Raw genomic sequence first — 16,790 nt, 5'->3', positions numbered from 1 at the left:
TTCGCGTATAGGTTTTGTAAGCCTCGCAAGACGGATAATATATTATGAATAGCTAATGCAAAATACATGCACAACCGGAGACATATGCCTCCGTAAATGGGACGGATTGCAGCAGGATGAGACGGCCAGGTGGAATGAGGCGAAACAGGGGCGTGCGATGTGTACCCGTTCTGGAATATAAGCGCCGATTTATACAATCAAGGATACACATTCCATCATTTACCTCGCGCGCCAAAATGAAACGGCCGGCACCGCCTTTCAGCAATGCCGGCCTTCTCGATCATTCTGATATGACGATCAGAATTCTTCCCAGCTGTCCGCCACCGGCGCCGCCATGCCGTGGGCTCTCGCCACACGCGAGACCAGATGCAGGGCCGGCGAGCTCTGCGCCGCCCTGGACGGCGGCCTGATGGCATAGGCCTCGCTCAGCTTGAACTGTGCGATCAGCCCGCGCAGCGTCTCGGCCTCGGCCGCCAGCTTGTGACTTGCCGCCGTGCTCTCCTCGACCATGGCAGCGTTCTGCTGCGTGGATTGATCGAGCTGGTTGACCGCCTGATTGATCTCCTTCAGCCCCGTCGCCTGCTCCTTTGAGCCCTCGACGATCGCCACGACATTGACATTGATGTCGTTGACCTGGCTGACGATGGTCTCCAGCGCCTTGCCGGTCTGCCCGACCAGATCGACCCCGTTGCGCACCAGCTCGCTGGACTTGGTGATCAGAGACTTGATCTCCTTGGCCGCACTGGCGGAGCGCTGCGCCAGTTCACGCACCTCCTGCGCCACGACCGCGAAACCCTTGCCCGCCTCGCCCGCGCGCGCCGCCTCGACACCGGCGTTGAGAGCAAGAAGATTTGTCTGGAACGCGATGTCGTCGATCACGCCGATGATATTGGTGATCTCACGAGACGACTGCTCGATCTGGTCCATCGCCGCCACGGCGCTGCGAACGACCTGACCGGATTGCTCCGCCCCCTTCTTGGTCTGGGAAACCAGCTTGCCGGCCTCGTCGGCGCGGTGGCTGGAATCGTTGACCGTTGTGGTGATCTCCTCCAGCGCCGCCGCCGTCTCCTCGACGGAGGCCGCCTGCTGTTCCGTGCGCTTCGAGAAGGAATCGGCCGTCGAGCCGATCTCGCGGGAACCGGCAGCGATCGCATGCGCGTTCTCGCCGACGGTCTTCATCGTCTCCGAGAGCCGCGCGATCGTCGCGTTGAAGTCATGCCGCAGCTGCTCCATCGAGGGCACGAAGGCGGTCTCCACCGTCTTCGTCAGATCACCCTCGGAAAGCCCGCGCAACGCCTGCCCAAGCAGGCTGATGGCGCTCATGCGCTGCGTCACGTCGGTGGCGAACTTCACCACCTTGTAGACGCGGCCATTGGCATCCGTGATCGGGTTATAAGCCGCCTGGATCCAGATCTCCTTGCCGCCCTTGCCATAGCGAACGAACTCGTTGGCAATGAACTCGCCAGCCGCCAGCCGGCGCCAGAAGTTGGCGTATTCCTCGGTGCGCGCGTAGGACGGCTCGCAGAACATGCTGTGATGCTTGCCGACGATCTCATTCAGCGAATAGCCGAGACCGTTGCAGAAGTTTTCGTTGGCCGTGATGATCTCGCCTGTCGGCTTGAATTCGATGACCGCCTGCGAACGCGAGATCGCGTCCAGCTTGCCGGCATCCTCGACCGCCTTGTTCTTGGCATCCGTGATGTCGGACGCGAGCTTCACCACCTTGAACGGCTTGCCGTGTTTGAAAACCGGGTTGTAGGAGGCCTGGATCCAGATCTCACGACCGCCCTTGGCGAGCCGCTTGTAGGCGCCGGCATCATATTCGCCCCGGCCAAGCCGGGCCCAGAAATCGCGATACTCCTGCGATGCCGCCAGCGCCGGCTCGCAGAACATGCTGTGGTGCTTGCCGACGATGTCGGAAAGGCTGTAGCCGAGAGCATTGCAGAAATTCTCGTTCGCCTTCAGCACATTGCCTTTCAGATCGAACTCGATGATTGCTTGCGATTTTGAAATCGCACCGAGGATATATCCCGCATCAGATGCCAGACCGAACATTCCCATCCCCTTGCCTGCGACGCCAGCCATTGGCGTTGCGCGTTGTTGCGAGAGGCATCGGGAACGCGTTCCTTCGAAGATCTATGGGGCAAATCCTGAGAGAAAATAACAACTATCTCAGATCGCAATCACCGAAGCTCTCACAACCGATGATCATGCCGCGAGAGTTAACGCCGGGTATACAACCAATATCTAATTTAAGGTCGCAACCCTGCGAAAACTCATAGTGGATTTCTTATATTTCAGGAACAGCGCGACCGCCCAATGAAAAAGGGCGCCCCGAGGGACGCCCTTTTGAACATGTCTTCTTTCAAGCCGTAACGGCTTATTCCGAAGCCGCATCGGCCATGGCAGGCGCTTCGCCGGCGCCGGCATCGCCTTCAGCTGCCGCTTCGCCTTCGGCGCGACGCGGACGGCGCGGACGCGGGGCCGCTGCGCGACGGCGCGGCTGGCGGGTCGTTGCCGCACCGCTTTCCTCGTCCATCGAAACCTCGGCCGGAATGCCTTCGATCTCCGGCTGCGGGCCGGTACCGTCGATCACCTCAGGCTGGGGCTGAGCTGCCGCTGCAACCGGTGCCGGACGCTCTTCGCGACGGCGCGGCTGGCGAGCCGGGCGCTCTTCGCGGGGCTGCTCCTCGGCGCGCGGCTGCGGCTGGGGCTGCTCTTCGCTGCGCGGCTGCTCATCGCTCTGACGGCGTGGCTGCTCTTCGTCGCGGCGCTGGCGCTGCTCGTTGTTGAAGCGGCGCTCGTCCGAACGGCGGCCCTGCTGCTCGTCATTCTGACGGCGCGGCTGCTCATCGTTGTTGCGGCGCTGCTGGTGTTCCTGCTGCTGACGCGGAGGCTGAACGACCACGACGTCGTCATTGTCGCCGCCATCCATCTCGTCGCCATCGCGCTCACTGCCGTCACGGTCGAATTCGCCGCGGTCGTCGCGCTGGAAGCGTTCCTGCATCTGCGCCTGTGCGGCGGCAATGATGCGGTAGTAGTGTTCGGCGTGCTGCAGATAGTTTTCAGCCATGACACGGTCGCCGGAGCTCTGCGCGTCGCGACCGAGCTGCGAGTATTTTTCGGCGATGTGCTGCGCGGTGCCGCGGATCTTCACGTCTGGGCCGGAGCTGTCGTAGGTCCGCGTCAGCGGATTGCCGCCCTTGCGGTTGAAATTGTTGTTATTGTTATTGTTATTTCCGCCGCCGCCGCCGTTATTGTTGGTACGCCCGCGACCGCGTTTGTTCTGCTGTCCTGGCCTCATCGATCGTTCACCTGAATTCTCTGTTTGTGTGGAGTGATGGCACCGTCAACCGTGGTCGTTCGTCCGACTCAGGGTATTCGTGCCGCAAGCATAATGCGCCTTTGCGCCAACCTGCCGCTTGTTCTCAAGTCAGTTTGACTGATTCACGCATTGGGTCGTCTTCAACCTTTGAAACTCTCGTTTAAGAGAGTGGACCCCCGAGGCCGAGCTAGCTTCGAACGAACAATCGTTCTGACCTATCTCTCCAATACGTGGGGGCAACCTATATTGCTTCCCGTTTAAATCCAAGCCTTTTCTTCGCAATGACACCAATGGACTAGTCTATTCAGCCGCTTGTTGCCGATCAGTTACGGGCGAACACGAGCACACGGTCGTTGTGGCCGTAATCCTTCACCGATTCCAAGCATTTGAAGCCTTCAGCCTCAAAAACTTCGGTCACTTCCGTTCGCTGATCGTAGCCTATCTCGAGCCCTATAACACCGTCTGGATGCATGAACCTTGCGGCATCCTTGGCAATGGAACGGTAGGCGTCAAGCCCATCCATGCCGCCATCCAGTGCGGCGGCCGGATCAAATTTTGTCACTTCGGGAGCAAGAGTGTCAACGACACTGGACGCTATATAGGGCGGATTTGAGACAATAGCGTGAAACTTCCCGTCTATGGCCTGAAACCAGCTGGATTGCACCGCCTTGAAGCGCTGCTGCAGCCCGTTTCTTTCCGCGTTGGATTGCGCCGTCTTCAGCGCGTCGACGGAGATATCGCTGCCGATGCCCGATGCCTCGGGACATTCCTTGAGCAGCGCGAGGCATATCGCCCCGGTTCCCGTTCCCATATCCAGTATATGGAGATCGCCATGCTTACCCGCAAGGTCTCTCATATAAGGAAGCATTGTATCGACGAGGATTTCGGTATCCGGCCTGGGCTCCAGCGTCTCCGCCGAAAGCGACAAAGGCAGGCCGTAGAACTCCCGCTCGCCCAGAATGCGATGCACCGGCTCATGCGCCAGCCTGCGGGTGATCGCGTCCTCGATGCGCACGGCGGCCGCGTTCTCGACGACGTCGCCACCCCGTGTCAGCATCTCGGTCGTCGTGAGCCTGAGCAGCCCCGAAATCAAAACGCGCGCGTCGGCGGCCGGATCGGCCACGCCGGCCTCGGTGAAGCGTCGCCGCGCCTCTGCCAGAAGCTGGGAAACCGTCGCGCCGACCTGTTTCCCTTGATCGCTCATGGCTGCTGCTCGCCGAGCTGCGACAGCTGGCTCGCCTGGTAGTCGGCCATCAGCGCATCAACGATCTCGTCGATTTCGCCGACCATCATCCGGTCGAGCTTGTAGAGCGTCAGGTTGATGCGGTGGTCGGTGACGCGGCCCTGCGGGAAATTGTAGGTGCGGATGCGCTCGGAGCGATCACCAGAGCCGACCTGGCTCTTGCGGTCGGCGGAGCGCTCGCTGTCGGCGCGCTGGCGCTCGGCGTCGTAGAGACGCGACCGCAGAACCTGCATCGCCTTGGCGCGGTTCTGGTGCTGCGACTTTTCGGAGCTGGTGACGACGATACCCGTCGGCAAGTGGGTGATACGCACGGCCGAGTCGGTCGTGTTGACGTGCTGGCCGCCGGCGCCCGACGAGCGCATCGTGTCGATGCGGATATCTTCCGCGCGGATCTCGATGTCGATCTCCTCGGCCTCCGGCAGCACGGCAACGGTCGCCGCCGACGTATGGATACGCCCGCCCGCTTCCGTCTCCGGCACGCGCTGCACGCGGTGCACGCCGGATTCGAACTTCAGCTTGGCGAACACGCCCTTGCCGGTAATCGTCGCGATGATTTCCTTGAAGCCGCCGGCTTCACCCTCGCTGGACGAGAGAACCTCGACCTTCCAGCCGTGCGCCGCCGCATAGCGCTCGTACATGCGAAACAGGTCGCCCGCGAATAGCGCGGCCTCCGAGCCGCCGGTGCCGGCGCGGATTTCGAGGATGGCGCTCTTCTCGTCGGCCGCGTCCTTGGGCAGAAGCAGGATCTGGATTTCCTGCTCCAGCGCCTCGATCCGCTCCTTGACCTCGGGAAGCTCCATCTCGGCCATATCCCGCATCTCGCGGTCCACCGACTTGTCGTCGAGCAGCGTCTCGAGATCGGCAAGCTCCGACAGCGCCTTTTCATAGGCGCGGATCTTGGTCACGACGGGCTGCAGCTCGGCATATTCGGAGGCAAGCTTGACGTAGACGTCGGCCGAGGGACCGGCCGACATGCGCGCTTCGATCTCGCCGAAGCGGCGTTCCAGCTCGCGCATCTTTTCAACGGGAAGCTTCGCCACCCTCACTCCAATTCTGTTTGTCTCTGGCTACAGAGGGATGTTGTGTGTTTCGGCGAAATGGGCAAGCAGTTCGCGCATCGATGTCGGCGTCGTCGTATCGTCGAGCGCCTCGTGCATCGCCTTGGACAGTGCGCCTACGTCGAGGCCGAGCAGCATCGCCTTGACCGGACCGATAGAGGCCGGCGACATCGACACCGAGCGGAAGCCGATGCCTAAGAGCGCCATGGCCGAAATCGGCTTGCCCGCCAGTTCGCCGCAGAGCGTCACCGGCGTGTTGTTGCGCTCGCCGGCGCGCACGATATCGCGCAGGATACGCAGGAACGGCTTGTCCAGCGTATCGAAGCGATCGGAGACCCGCGCATTGCCACGATCGACGGCCATCGAGAACTGGAACAGATCGTTGGAACCGACCGACACGAAATCGACCGCCGCCATCAGCTCGTCCAGCTGCCAGAGCAGAGCCGGCACTTCCAGCATGGCGCCGAACTGCAGCTTGCGTGGCAGCCCGTGGCCGAAGCGCGACAGGCGCTGCACTTCCTTCTGCAGCAATTCGCGCACCGCGGTGATTTCCGATACCTCGGTCACCATCGGCACCATCAGCTTCAGTTCCATGCCGGCGGCTGCCTTCAGCATGGCGCGCAGCTGCGTGCGCAGAAGACCAGGGCGGTCGAGCGACAGGCGGATCGCCCGCCAGCCAAGCGCCGGGTTCTCTTCTTCATGGCCGCGGAAATAGGGCACGACCTTGTCGCCGCCGATATCGAGCGTGCGGAAGGTCACCGACCGGCCGGCGGCCTGCTTCAGGACGTTGCGGTAAAACTGCTCCTGCTCTTCCGCCTTGGGAAGCGTGGAGGCGATCATGAACTGCAGCTCGGTGCGGAAAAGCCCGATGCCCTCGGCGCCCGATTCAGACAGCTGCGGCAAGTCGACCAGCAGGCCGGCATTCATCTGCAGCGACACGCGCTGCCCGTCCTTGCTCAGCGGCTCGACCGCGCGCAAGGCCCGGAACTGCTCCTGCCGGCGGGCGCGGAACCGCACCTTTTCCTCGTAGGAGCGCTGATGCTCCGGCAGCGGCCGCAGATGCACATGGCCGCCGTCGCTGTCGATGATCACGGCGTCGCCATTATCGGCCAGCGCCACGATACCGGCCGCCTGGCCGATGACGGGAATGCCCATGGCACGCGCCACAATGACGACATGGCTGGTCACGGCGCCCTCTTCGAGCACCAGGCCGCGCACATTGGCGCGCGGATAATCGAGCAGTTCGGCGGCACCCATGGCGCGCGCAAGAATGATCGCGTCCGCAGGGAAGCCATCGCCCGAGGTGCGGCCGGTATAGCCGGTGAGCTGCCGCAGCAGTCGGTTCGCCAGATCCTCGAAATCATGCATCCGCTCGCGCAGATAAGGGTCCGTCAGGCGCATCATCCGCGCCTTGGTGTCGCTCTGCACCTTCTCGACCGCGGCTTCCGCCGTCAGACCGTTGCGGATCGCCTCTTCGAGCTTGCGCACCCATCCCTGGTCGTGCGCGAACATGCGGTAGGTCTCAAGCACCTCGCGGTGCTCGCCCTCCATCGAGACGTCGCGCTGCGACAAGAGATCGTCGATCGAGATGCGCAGCGAACCCAGCGCTTCGGCAAGCCGGCGGATTTCCTTGTCGGCATCGTCGTTGAGCAGATTGGTGACGACGATGCGCGGCTCGTGCAGCACGACATAGCCGAGGCCGATACCTTCATTATAGGTGTCGCCGTCGATCGTGACGGAACGGGTGAGATCGAGTTCGAGCCCCGGCTTGGTGAGCTTCTTCAGCTCGCCGGTGGCGATCATCTCGGCCAGCACCATGGCCGTCGTTTCGAGTGCTTCCAGCTCCTCGTCGCGATAGTTGCGGCTGGCCTTGTTCTGCACGACGAGAACGCCGAGCGAGCGGCCGGCGCGCAGGATCGGCACGCCAAGGAAGGAGTGATAGATCTCTTCGCCCGTCTCCGGCAGGTAGCGGAAGGCAGGGTGCGACTGCGCGTCGGAGAGATTGAGGGGGGCGGCCGACGCGGCGATCGTGCCGACGAGGCCCTGCCCCATTTTCAGCTGCGCCAGGTGGACAGCTTCGCGGTTCAGACCTTCGGTTGCATAGAGTTCGAGAACGCCGTCGGAACGCAGCACGTAGACGGAGCAAACCTCCGCCACCATGTTGCTGGCGATCTGGCGAACGATCCGGTCAAGACGCTCTTGTGGCTCCAGCGGCTCCGCCATCAACTCGCGCAGCCGCTTGAGCAGCACGCGCGGACCGCCGGAAAGGTCTCTCATTGCGTCTCAAGCTCCAAAAACAGAAGGCAAAGTGGCCCGGCAGATCGCCGCGCCACTAATCAACTTGTACGCGCGGCGGCCCTGCTGGGAATCAATTCTTATCCAGACCGTAGCAGGAATGCAAAGTCCTGACAGCGAGTTCCGCATAAGGACCATCAATCAGGATGGAAATCTTGATTTCCGAGGTGGTGATCGCCTTGATGTTGATGCCTTTATCGGCAAGTGCCTTGAAAGCGGTCGCCGCGACGCCGGCGTGGCTGCGCATGCCGATGCCGATGACCGACACCTTCACCAGGCCCGATTCGTTCTGCACGACGTCGTAACCGATCGTATCCTTGTGCTCGCCGAGCACCTTGATGGCCTTGTCCACGTCGCCCGAAGGCACGGTGAAGGTCATGTCGGTCTTCGAGCCATCTTCCGAGATGTTCTGGACGATCATGTCGACATTGATGTGGTTCTCGGCCAGCGGTCCGAAGATCGCGGCGGAGACGCCCGGACGGTCGGCGAGACGGCGAAGCGAGATCTGCGCTTCATCCTTGGCATAGGCGATGCCGGTGACTACTTCCTGTTCCACGATTTCTTCCTCGTCACAAATCAGCGTTCCGGGCGGATTCAAGAAATCACCCATGCCCGGAGCATCGGGATCTTCAAAAGACGAGCGCACGAAGGTGCGCACCTTGTGCACCATGGCAAGCTCGACGGAGCGAACCTGCAGCACCTTGGCGCCGAGCGATGCCATTTCGAGCATTTCCTCGAAGGCGATCTTCTTCAGGCGGCGCGCCTGCGGCACGATGCGCGGATCGGTCGTGTAGACGCCGTCGACGTCGGTATAGATGTCGCAGCGGTCAGCCTTGACGGCTGCGGCGATTGCGACCGCCGACGTATCCGAACCACCACGGCCGAGCGTCGCGATGCGGTTATCGGGGCCGAGACCCTGGAAGCCGGCGACGACGGCCACCTGGCCCTCGCCCATGCGCTTGATCATTTCCGAGCCGTCGATCTCGAGGATACGAGCCGCGCCATGCGCGTTGTCAGTGCGGATCGGGATCTGCCATCCCTGCCAGGAGCGGGCGTTGACGTCCATGGCCTGCAGCGCGATCGCCAGCAGACCGGATGTCACCTGCTCGCCGGAGGCGACGATGGCGTCGTATTCGCGGGCATCATAGAAAGGCGAGCTTGCGCCGACGACCTTCGGCGTGTTCTGCACCCAGCCGACCAGCTCGTTTGTCTTGCCCGACATGGCGGAAACAACGACGGCCACTTCATGACCGGCATCGACCTCGCGTTTGACGTGGCGGGCAACGTTCTTGATACGGTCCAGGTCAGCGACGGATGTTCCGCCGAACTTCATTACGATGCGTGCCATAAGCCTCTACCACAGCAAACCGCCGGGAGAGACGAACGCCAGACCCGGCACGACGAAGCCTTGGAAGCCACGGGCCGAAGAGCCGGAATTGGGAGGTTCTGGAACCCTTCTAAAGCCCTGCGCCCAAGGGCCCAAGTTGCGGCGTCTCTTAACGAGTTTGTGAGGGGGTGGCAAGGTGGGGAAAGGAGAATGACGGCCTCAATTGCGCGTGTAATTTGCAGGCCGCGCGAGGCAGCGCCGAACCGCATGTGACATGACTATGACAATCCCGCGAGGCGCTGGGCCACCAAAGCGCGCTGCCCCGTCGCCGCACATTTTTCGGCGTAAAGATTAGATTCAGCTTTTTTTGGTAATTTCCCGTTAGCAATACCCTTTGATGTTCCTGGCGCCACTCGAGTTCGGCGTCCGGCCTGTAATGAGTAACGGGTTCCCAATGCGTTTTTCGGCTGCGCCAGCAATCTTCCTTGCCTGTCTGACCCTTGCGGGTTGCACGTCGACGTCCGGCCCCGACGTCTTGGCTTCAGCCGCCCCCTCTCGCGAAACGACAAGCTCGGTGGCCCCGCCTGCAGCCGTTCCATCAGCACCCGTTCCCTCCGCCGGTATCGCCGCCGGCCAGCAGACCGCTCCGCACCAGGAAGTGCTGGCATGGGCCGGCCCGATCCCGGAATCGAAGGCCTTCGAGTCCGCCGACCGCGCTGTGGGCGCGCCGCTTCCGGCCGAGCGCCCGATGGCAGCTACGGAGGTCGCGATGATGACGCCGCCGGCCCGCCCGCCCGTTGTCACGCCCGTTGCCGCCCCGATCATGGCGCGCCCCGAGATACCTGATCTTCCCACCATGGAAGAGGCCACGCAGCAGCGCACGCGCGGCAAGCTCTATAGCCGCCAGTTCCGCGACGCCAAGCCGATCAACTTTGGCCGCGCCTCGCCGCACAAGCTCGCCGTTCACGGCGTCGACGTCTCTCGCTGGCAGGGCGATATCGACTGGCCGAGACTGCGCACCCAGGGCGCCAACTTCGCCTATATCAAGGCGACAGACGGCGGCGACCACCTCGATCCGATGTTCCGCACCAACTGGCGCAAGGCCAAGGAAGCCGGGCTGAAGCGCGGCGCCTATCACTTCTTCTACTGGTGCCGCACCGCCGGCGAACAGGCCGACTGGTTCATCCGCAACGTGCCGCGCGATCCCGATGCGCTTCCGCCCGTCATCGACGTCGAATGGAACGGCGAATCCGCCTGCAAGCGTCGCCCCTCGACCGAAAATGTGCTCGAGAAGATGCAGGTCTTCATGGACAAGCTCGAGCGCTATTACGGCAAGCGTCCCGTGATCTACACGGCGCCCGACTTCTATGCTGACAACCTGCAGGGCGCCTTCCAGAACTATCCCTTCTGGCTGCGCTCCGTCGCCGCCCACCCGTCCAAGCGCTATCCGGGCCGCAAGTGGCTCTTCTGGCAGTATTCCGGCTCGGGCCTGTCGCATGGCGTCGAAGGCAGGATCGACCTCAACGTCTTCAACGGCAGCCCGGATCAATGGATGCGCTGGTCCTCGGGACGCCCCAGCGACCGGATGATGGCCGCCAACGACTGACGATCCGACGGCGATCAACCTGCACTGATATCAATTGGGCATAGGCACAACCGTGGCGCGGCACACCCGCTGCCACGGCGCAACTATTTTGTCACACCACTAAAATTCGGGTGTCGCGTATATTTCCAAGCATAGGTAACTGTGATTCTTCTTCAATCGTAAGTATGCGGCGTAGATTGATTCGCGAATGTCTTTGATGCTGAATGATTTGGCGGAGATTCCGAATGGGAAATCTTGATATAGAAACCTGGGCACTGGCCCGCGCCCATCACATTGTGTTGAACGAGGGACTTAACCTTGCGAAAGCGGCGCAGGACCTGGATCGCAAGCGCTCCAGATCGCTGGTTTACGAACTGCGCAAGGTGATCGCGGCGGCAATACTCGAAGCCCATGCTGCCTCAAGCAAGAACGACGCGATGCCGCAGGGCTGACGCCTCGATTGAACCGTCCGAAAGGCGCGGTTGCCTCGCCCGCCTGAAACGGGCAGCTTGAAACAAAAGCTTCAGCCGGACGCGGCTCAAAACTCAGACATATGCACCGACCTCCTCGATAAAGGCTGGTCATGACACGCATGCAGAAAATCGGCGTGGTTCTCGGCCTTGCGCTCGTCGCGAGCTTCACGCTGCTGCGCGCCACCGATCCGCCGCTGCTGCGCCAGATCCGCGACATCACCTTCGACGAATACCAGCGGATCACCCCGCGCAAGTTCGAAAACACCCCCGTCCGCGTCATCGATATCGACGAGGCGTCGCTCCGGGAATTCGGGCAGTGGCCATGGCCGCGCGACCGGCTGGCGCTGCTGGTACAGCGCCTGTCCGACATGGGTGCGGCGGCGATCGCCTTCGACGTGCTGTTCGCCGAGGCCGACCGCCTGTCGCCGCGCTCCATCATGCGCGATGTCGCCGGCATCGACCCCACGCTTCTTAGCCGACTACCCGATAACGACCAGCTTTTCGCGCAAGCCATCGCAGACAAGCCCGTGGTCCTCGGCTTCGGCCTCTCCATGGACGGCAGCTACAAGCCGCCGGTCAAGGCGGGCTTCGCCTTCACCGGCGAGAGCCCGTTCAACGCCCCGCCGCGCATGACGGCGGCAACGCCGGTGCGCCCGCAATTGCAGATCAACGCCACCGGCCTCGGCCATATCAGCCTCAACCCCGGCACCTATTCCGCCACAGTCCGCCGCGTGCCGCTGCTGCTCAGCGACGGCCAGCAGCTCTATCCGAACCTGGCGCTGGAAGCGCTGCGTGTCGCCCAGGGCGCCTCGACCTATATCGTCGCGGCCGCCCCCGATATTCCCGACACGCTGACCTCGATCAAGGTCGGCGATTTCGTGGTACCCGTCACCTCGTCCGGCGAACTCTGGCTCTACACCAGCCCCGATATCGCCGATCGCTATATCTCCGCCGGCAAGGTGCTGGCGCCCGACGGCCCCGCGCCGGATGTCGCCGCAGCCGTGCAGGGCAGCATCCTCTTCGTCGGCACCTCGTCCGCCGGCCTGCAGGATATCCGCACAACCGCGCTCGGCGAAAACGTGCCCGGCGTCTCCATCCATGCGCAGACCGTCGAGCAGATCCTCTCCGGCCACTTCCTCTCGCGACCGGATTGGGCCGATGGCATGGAGATCCTGCTGATCGCGGTGCTCGGCACCTGCCTCGTCATCGTCACCACCTTCGTCAGCCCCGCGGTCGGCCTCGCCTGGGGCCTGATCGTCACCGCGCTCGCCTTCGCGAGCTCCTGGTTCGCCTTTTCGCGATGGGGTCTGCTGTTTGATCCGCTCGCCCCGATCGTCGCCGCCTCGATCATCCACTTCGCCGCCACTTCCTTCCGCATCCTGGTCATCGACCGCGAGCGGCGCGAGGTGCGCAAGGCGTTCGGCCAATATCTCTCGCCCTCGCTGCTCCACCGCATCGAGCACAATCCCGATGCGCTGCGATTGGGTGGCGACGATCGAGAGCTGACCGTCATGTTCGTCGACGTCAGGGGCTTCACGACGCTGAGCGAGCGCCTGCAGCCCGCCGAGGTCGTCCGCTTCCTCAACACGCTGCTCGATGCGCTGAGCCGCCATGTGGTGGCCAATGAAGGCACGCTCGACAAGTTCATCGGCGATTCCATCATGGCCTTCTGGAACGCGCCGGTCGATGTCGCCGACCACCCCGCCAAGGCCGTGCGCGCCGCCCTTGCCATGCGCGAGACGCTGGCGACGCTGAACGCGACCGACGCCTTCGGCTTCGGCGAAGAATACAAGGTGGGGATCGGCATCGGCATCCACACGGGCCTCGCGTGCGTCGGCAACATGGGCGCCGAAAGCCGCTTCAACTATTCCGCCGTCGGCGACGCGGTGAATGTCTCCGCCCGCATAGAAGGCTGCTGCAAGGAAGTCGGCTTCGATATCCTGGTCTCCGAGACGACGGCCGCTGCCCTGCCGCACTTCGCCCTGCTCGACGCCGGTTCGCTGGGATTGAAGGGCAAGAGCACGCGCACCCGCCTCTACGCCACGCTGGGCGACGAGACCGTCGGCCTGTCCGCAACCTTCGCGCTGCTCGAAACCGCGCACCAGGCCCTGGTCGAAGCCTTTGCCACCCGCTCCACCGACAGCCGCAAGCTGCTCGCTCGTGTCCGGCAGCGGGCGCAGCCCTACCCGGCGACACTGCCGGAGTTCTACCGCCGCCTCGCCCGTCGCGCCGATCATTTCAGGGAAAGCCCGGCAGACGATCCCGCCCCGCTATCGGAGCAAGCGTCGTGAGGACGTCCATATCAGGATAAAGCCGGCCTAGTCGCTGCTGCTACCGTCGCCACCACCGCCATCGCCGCCGCTCCGGTCGCGCATATGGCGACCGCCTCCGCCCCGCCAGCCACCGTTCTGGTCGCCGTTGTGGCCATGCCACCCGCCACGATGTTCACCCGAGCCGGCCCCATCGCCGCCCCCGGCGCCAGTGTCGGATTCACTTCCGGCACCGCCTTGGCCACCATCGCCGACAGCGGACCCTGCCCCGCCGGCCTGCGTCTGACCATCATTACCAGGCGAAGCATCGCCGTGCGGCCCGTCGCGATGCCCGCCATGCCCGTTGCGCTCGCCATTGCCGCCATCGGAACGGCCCTCACGATCCCGGCCTCCATGATCCCGGCCGCCATTGTCCCGGCCTCCGCGATCTCGATCGGCATGATCGCGACCTCCATCACGAGTCGCACTGCCGCGATCGGCGTGATCCCGCGCACCGTGATTGTCGCCTCCACGATCCCGCGACCCTTCATGCCGATTGCCCCAACCGTCGCGCGGTCCATGCCCATTTTGACCGTCGTGATTTCCGCTGCGCTGGCCCCATCCGCCGCCGTCATTGCCCCGGTCGTGATGCCCGTCGCGATCCCCTCCGCGTCCGCCCCAATGGCCGTGATCCCCGTCACGGTCATTGTCGCGGCCATGGTGGTGATGATCGTCGTCGTCCCTGTCATGGTGATGCTTGTCGGGGCGATGATGATGCGGTTTGTCCGGCTTTTGCGGTTTATCCGGCTTCTGTGGCCGGTCCGGTGTCTTTGGCGGCGCCTGCTCCTGCGGCGGAAACAGCGTCGGCACCGGCGTGCTCTCTTGCGGCCGATCCTGGCGTTCGGCGCGGATGCTGCGCAGGCCGCAGGTGGTGCGGATATTGCCGAGCGGCCCCGACAGTTGCTGGTTTCCCGAGAGGAAGGGCAGCGCCTTGTTGTTTCGCAGCGTCCGCAATGTCGTCTCGTCGACCTTGCGCGGATCCGATACCCCGCCGCCGCGCGATGCGATCACGCAGTCGCACTGCTCGCGCAGCTGCTTGCAGCCGCCGGCGCCGCAAAATTGTGCCGAACCGTTGAGAAGAACCATCGCCGTGGTGCCGTTGGGCGCGACATAGACGTCGAACGCCGTGCCGCGCACGCCGATAGTTCCCGCCGGCGTCACGATCGAATAGGCCGATGAGGAGGAATTGCCGCTGATCCAGCGAAACGTGCCCTTCGCCGCCTTGATCGTCAGCTTCTTGACCGAGTTGGCATCGTCGTAAACGTAGCTGTCGATCACCACCGACGAGCCGGCGCCGACGGCAAGCTTGGTACCATCCCGGAAGACGAATTGACCAAGCCCGCCGATCGAGGTGCGGATGCGTTCGTCGCGATGAACAGGGTCCTTGACCACCAGAGGCCCGTTTTCCCCAGCCACCTCTGTCTTGATGAGAGTCGCCTCGCCGACCGCAACCTCCGCGTACGCCGGAAACGGGAAACACAACGGAAAACACATGGACAGGCCGAGCATGGCGGCCAATGCATTACGCACACGCAACATCGCCCTTACCCTCAACAACATATTAATTATATCACAATGTGTTGATGTACGTCGCCTTATCCACTTGTAGTAGCCAAGCGCCAAAGCCGGACACTACCGCGACCACGCGACACTGCCTCTGGCTCTTGACTTCGCGTACCGTTCGTCCGACTTCACTCCTGAGCAATCAAGGAGCATGACCATGACGGAAGCGGCGAAGAGCACCATCGACCAGAGCGAAGTGGACCGCTTCTCGGCCATGGCCGCCGAGTGGTGGAGCCCGACCGGCAAGTTCAAGCCGCTGCACAAGTTCAACCCCGTCCGCCTCGCCTATATCAGGGACAAGGCCGCCGAAAACTTCGGCCGCGATCCGCGCTCGGCCCGACCTTTGGAAGGCCTGCGGGTGCTCGATATCGGCTGCGGCGGCGGCCTGTTGTCGGAGCCGGTCGCCCGCATGGGCGCGACCGTCATCGGCGCCGACCCATCCGAGAAGAACATCGGCATCGCGTCGACCCATGCAAAGGCGTCGGGCGTGCCGGTCGATTACCGCGCAGTCACCGCGGAGCAGCTAGCCGAGGCCGGCGAAACCTTTGATATCGTCCTCAATATGGAAGTGGTGGAACACGTCGCCGACGTCGATTTCTTCATGACCACCTGCGCGAAAATGGTCCGCCCCGGCGGCCTGATGTTCGTGGCAACAATCAACCGCACGATGAAGGCAGCGGCGCTGGCGATCTTCGCCGCCGAAAACGTCCTGCGCTGGCTGCCGCGCGGCACCCACCAGTATGAGAAGCTGGTGCGTCCGGAAGAGATCGAAAAGCCGGTCACTGCGGATGGCCTCACCATCATCGACCGCACCGGCGTGTTCTTCAATCCGCTGTCCAACCAGTGGAATCTGTCGCGGGATATGGACGTGAACTACATGCTGCTCGCCAAGCGCGGGGCGTAAGCGCACCCGCCGGCATTTCGCCTAAAGCATGTCGCGCAAAAGTGTGCAGCGGTTTTGCGGCACCGACATGCGACAGAACAAGAACTTAAAGCGTGACGAGCGAATCCGAAGGATCGCGACACGCTTTAGACTTTCAAGGTTCTGACATGCGCAAGCAGATCGGCTTGCGTCTCGGCGTTGCGCGCCGCCAGTTCCTTGACGCGGCCGCGGTCGATCTCGACCGCCGCCCCATCAGGCCCAAAGGGTATCTTGAACGTGAAGGCCCGGGCGCTCGGGCCGTTATCCGCCAGATGCTCAAAGCGCTCGACTGCCTCGGCCCAGTCAGGCCGATGATGCGGCCCCACCCACCAGAGAACGAGCGGCGGCCATGACGGCTTGACGTTCCAGTTGCGCGCGTGTTTCAGCGCATCGGCATGCACGCCGTCATAACTGAACGCCATCAGCGATTCGATATCGGCCCAGAGCGACAGGGACGATGGCGCGCTATCGAAACCACTGTCTTCAATGAAACGCGGAAAGACCTGCGGCCCCCAGCTTCGCACGCCCGGCTCGCCGGCATAGCCGGAGCGGCCGATAAAGCCGCAAGCGCGCCGCGCCGCCTCGAAATTGGCCGGTTCGCGCAGGCGAAAACCCTCGACGGCGTCGCTCTCGAAGGGCGCCACGTGCAAACCGAAGTTATACATCGCAAGGCGCGCTTCAGAACTCATC

General features: G+C 63.1%; 11 protein-coding genes and 1 pseudogene. 4 read left to right on the top strand and 8 right to left on the bottom strand.

The features are described 5' to 3' along the window. Positions 1 to 297 precede the first annotated feature (297 nt). The 6 genes from ACIQUB_RS26215 to ACIQUB_RS26190 form a co-directional block, all read right to left on the bottom strand. The gene (locus tag ACIQUB_RS26215; protein ID WP_112943816.1) at positions 298 to 2,055 is read right to left on the bottom strand and encodes a PAS domain-containing methyl-accepting chemotaxis protein; all 1,758 of its coding nucleotides are present in this window, start codon (positions 2,053 to 2,055) and stop codon (positions 298 to 300) included. Between the two features lie 325 nt (positions 2,056 to 2,380). Continuing rightward, positions 2,381 to 3,304: a DUF4167 domain-containing protein gene (locus tag ACIQUB_RS26210; protein WP_113237546.1), complete on the bottom strand. Its 924-nt coding sequence runs from the start codon at positions 3,302 to 3,304 to the stop codon at positions 2,381 to 2,383. Positions 3,305 to 3,647: 343 nt separating this feature from the next. Continuing rightward, a complete protein-coding gene (prmC, locus tag ACIQUB_RS26205; RefSeq protein WP_113237547.1) occupies positions 3,648 to 4,529 on the bottom strand; it encodes a peptide chain release factor N(5)-glutamine methyltransferase in 882 nt (293 codons plus the stop codon). Continuing rightward, complete coding sequence (gene prfA, locus ACIQUB_RS26200; RefSeq protein WP_047508567.1) at positions 4,526 to 5,608, bottom strand: peptide chain release factor 1; 1,083 nt, start codon at positions 5,606 to 5,608, stop codon at positions 4,526 to 4,528. The genes prmC and prfA overlap by 4 nt, the downstream gene beginning before the upstream one ends. A 27-nt stretch (positions 5,609 to 5,635) precedes the next feature. Then, complete coding sequence (gene ptsP / locus ACIQUB_RS26195; protein WP_018901545.1) at positions 5,636 to 7,903, bottom strand: phosphoenolpyruvate--protein phosphotransferase; 2,268 nt, start codon at positions 7,901 to 7,903, stop codon at positions 5,636 to 5,638. Positions 7,904 to 7,994: 91 nt separating this feature from the next. After that, entirely contained in the window at positions 7,995 to 9,269 is a 1,275-nt protein-coding gene (locus tag ACIQUB_RS26190; protein WP_026283559.1) for an aspartate kinase, read from the bottom strand. 433 nt (positions 9,270 to 9,702) lie between these two features. Between ACIQUB_RS26190 and ACIQUB_RS26185 the strand changes: the two genes are divergently transcribed. The 3 genes from ACIQUB_RS26185 (at position 9,703) to ACIQUB_RS26175 (ending at position 13,597) form a co-directional block, all read left to right on the top strand. Next, positions 9,703 to 10,854 carry a GH25 family lysozyme gene (locus ACIQUB_RS26185; RefSeq protein ID WP_113237548.1) on the top strand — a complete coding sequence of 384 codons (1,152 nt, stop codon included), beginning with the start codon at positions 9,703 to 9,705 and terminating at the stop codon, positions 10,852 to 10,854. Positions 10,855 to 11,078: 224 nt separating this feature from the next. After that, positions 11,079 to 11,285 (top strand): hypothetical protein, encoded by a 207-nt coding sequence (locus tag ACIQUB_RS26180; protein ID WP_018901542.1) that lies wholly within the window; start codon positions 11,079 to 11,081, stop codon positions 11,283 to 11,285. A gap of 131 nt (positions 11,286 to 11,416) precedes the next feature. Continuing rightward, entirely contained in the window at positions 11,417 to 13,597 is a 2,181-nt protein-coding gene (locus ACIQUB_RS26175; protein ID WP_113237549.1) for an adenylate/guanylate cyclase domain-containing protein, read from the top strand. A 558-nt stretch (positions 13,598 to 14,155) separates the two neighbouring features. On the opposite strand, the pseudogene ACIQUB_RS26170 reads toward ACIQUB_RS26175, so the two are convergent. Beyond that, a pseudogene (locus ACIQUB_RS26170) lies at positions 14,156 to 15,154 on the bottom strand (FecR domain-containing protein); the annotation flags it as partial. 181 nt (positions 15,155 to 15,335) lie between these two features. Here ACIQUB_RS26170 and ubiG point away from each other — a divergent pair. After that, on the top strand, positions 15,336 to 16,082 hold the full coding sequence (gene ubiG, locus ACIQUB_RS26165) for a bifunctional 2-polyprenyl-6-hydroxyphenol methylase/3-demethylubiquinol 3-O-methyltransferase UbiG (protein ID WP_112943775.1): 747 nt from the start codon (positions 15,336 to 15,338) through the stop codon (positions 16,080 to 16,082). Between the two features lie 125 nt (positions 16,083 to 16,207). Here the strand turns inward: ubiG and ACIQUB_RS26160 are convergent, their stop codons facing one another. Continuing rightward, positions 16,208 to 16,789, bottom strand: coding sequence for a DUF3291 domain-containing protein (locus tag ACIQUB_RS26160; RefSeq protein ID WP_402933629.1), 582 nt, complete (start codon positions 16,787 to 16,789; stop codon positions 16,208 to 16,210). Position 16,790 lies beyond the last annotated feature (1 nt).

This window comes from Rhizobium sp. NPDC090275 (genome assembly GCF_044772225.1).
Taxonomy (GTDB): Bacteria; Pseudomonadota; Alphaproteobacteria; order Rhizobiales; family Rhizobiaceae; genus Rhizobium.
Note: the sequence above shows the minus strand (reverse complement) of the source record. Positions and strands in the feature narration are given on the sequence as shown.

Excerpts from the sequence above, each read along its gene's own strand:
- prmC (WP_113237547.1), bottom strand. The coding sequence starts at position 4,529 with ATGAGCGATCAAGGGAAACAGGTCGGCGCGACGGTTTCCCAGCTTCTG.
- ACIQUB_RS26180 (WP_018901542.1), top strand. The coding sequence starts at position 11,079 with ATGGGAAATCTTGATATAGAAACCTGGGCACTGGCCCGCGCCCATCAC.
- ACIQUB_RS26215 (WP_112943816.1), bottom strand. The coding sequence starts at position 2,055 with ATGTTCGGTCTGGCATCTGATGCGGGATATATCCTCGGTGCGATTTCA.
- ACIQUB_RS26185 (WP_113237548.1), top strand. The coding sequence starts at position 9,703 with ATGCGTTTTTCGGCTGCGCCAGCAATCTTCCTTGCCTGTCTGACCCTT.
- ptsP (WP_018901545.1), bottom strand. The coding sequence starts at position 7,903 with ATGAGAGACCTTTCCGGCGGTCCGCGCGTGCTGCTCAAGCGGCTGCGC.
- ACIQUB_RS26190 (WP_026283559.1), bottom strand. The coding sequence starts at position 9,269 with ATGGCACGCATCGTAATGAAGTTCGGCGGAACATCCGTCGCTGACCTG.
- ACIQUB_RS26210 (WP_113237546.1), bottom strand. The coding sequence starts at position 3,304 with ATGAGGCCAGGACAGCAGAACAAACGCGGTCGCGGGCGTACCAACAAT.
- ubiG (WP_112943775.1), top strand. The coding sequence starts at position 15,336 with ATGACGGAAGCGGCGAAGAGCACCATCGACCAGAGCGAAGTGGACCGC.
- ACIQUB_RS26175 (WP_113237549.1), top strand. The coding sequence starts at position 11,417 with ATGACACGCATGCAGAAAATCGGCGTGGTTCTCGGCCTTGCGCTCGTC.
- ACIQUB_RS26160 (WP_402933629.1), bottom strand. The coding sequence starts at position 16,789 with ATGAGTTCTGAAGCGCGCCTTGCGATGTATAACTTCGGTTTGCACGTG.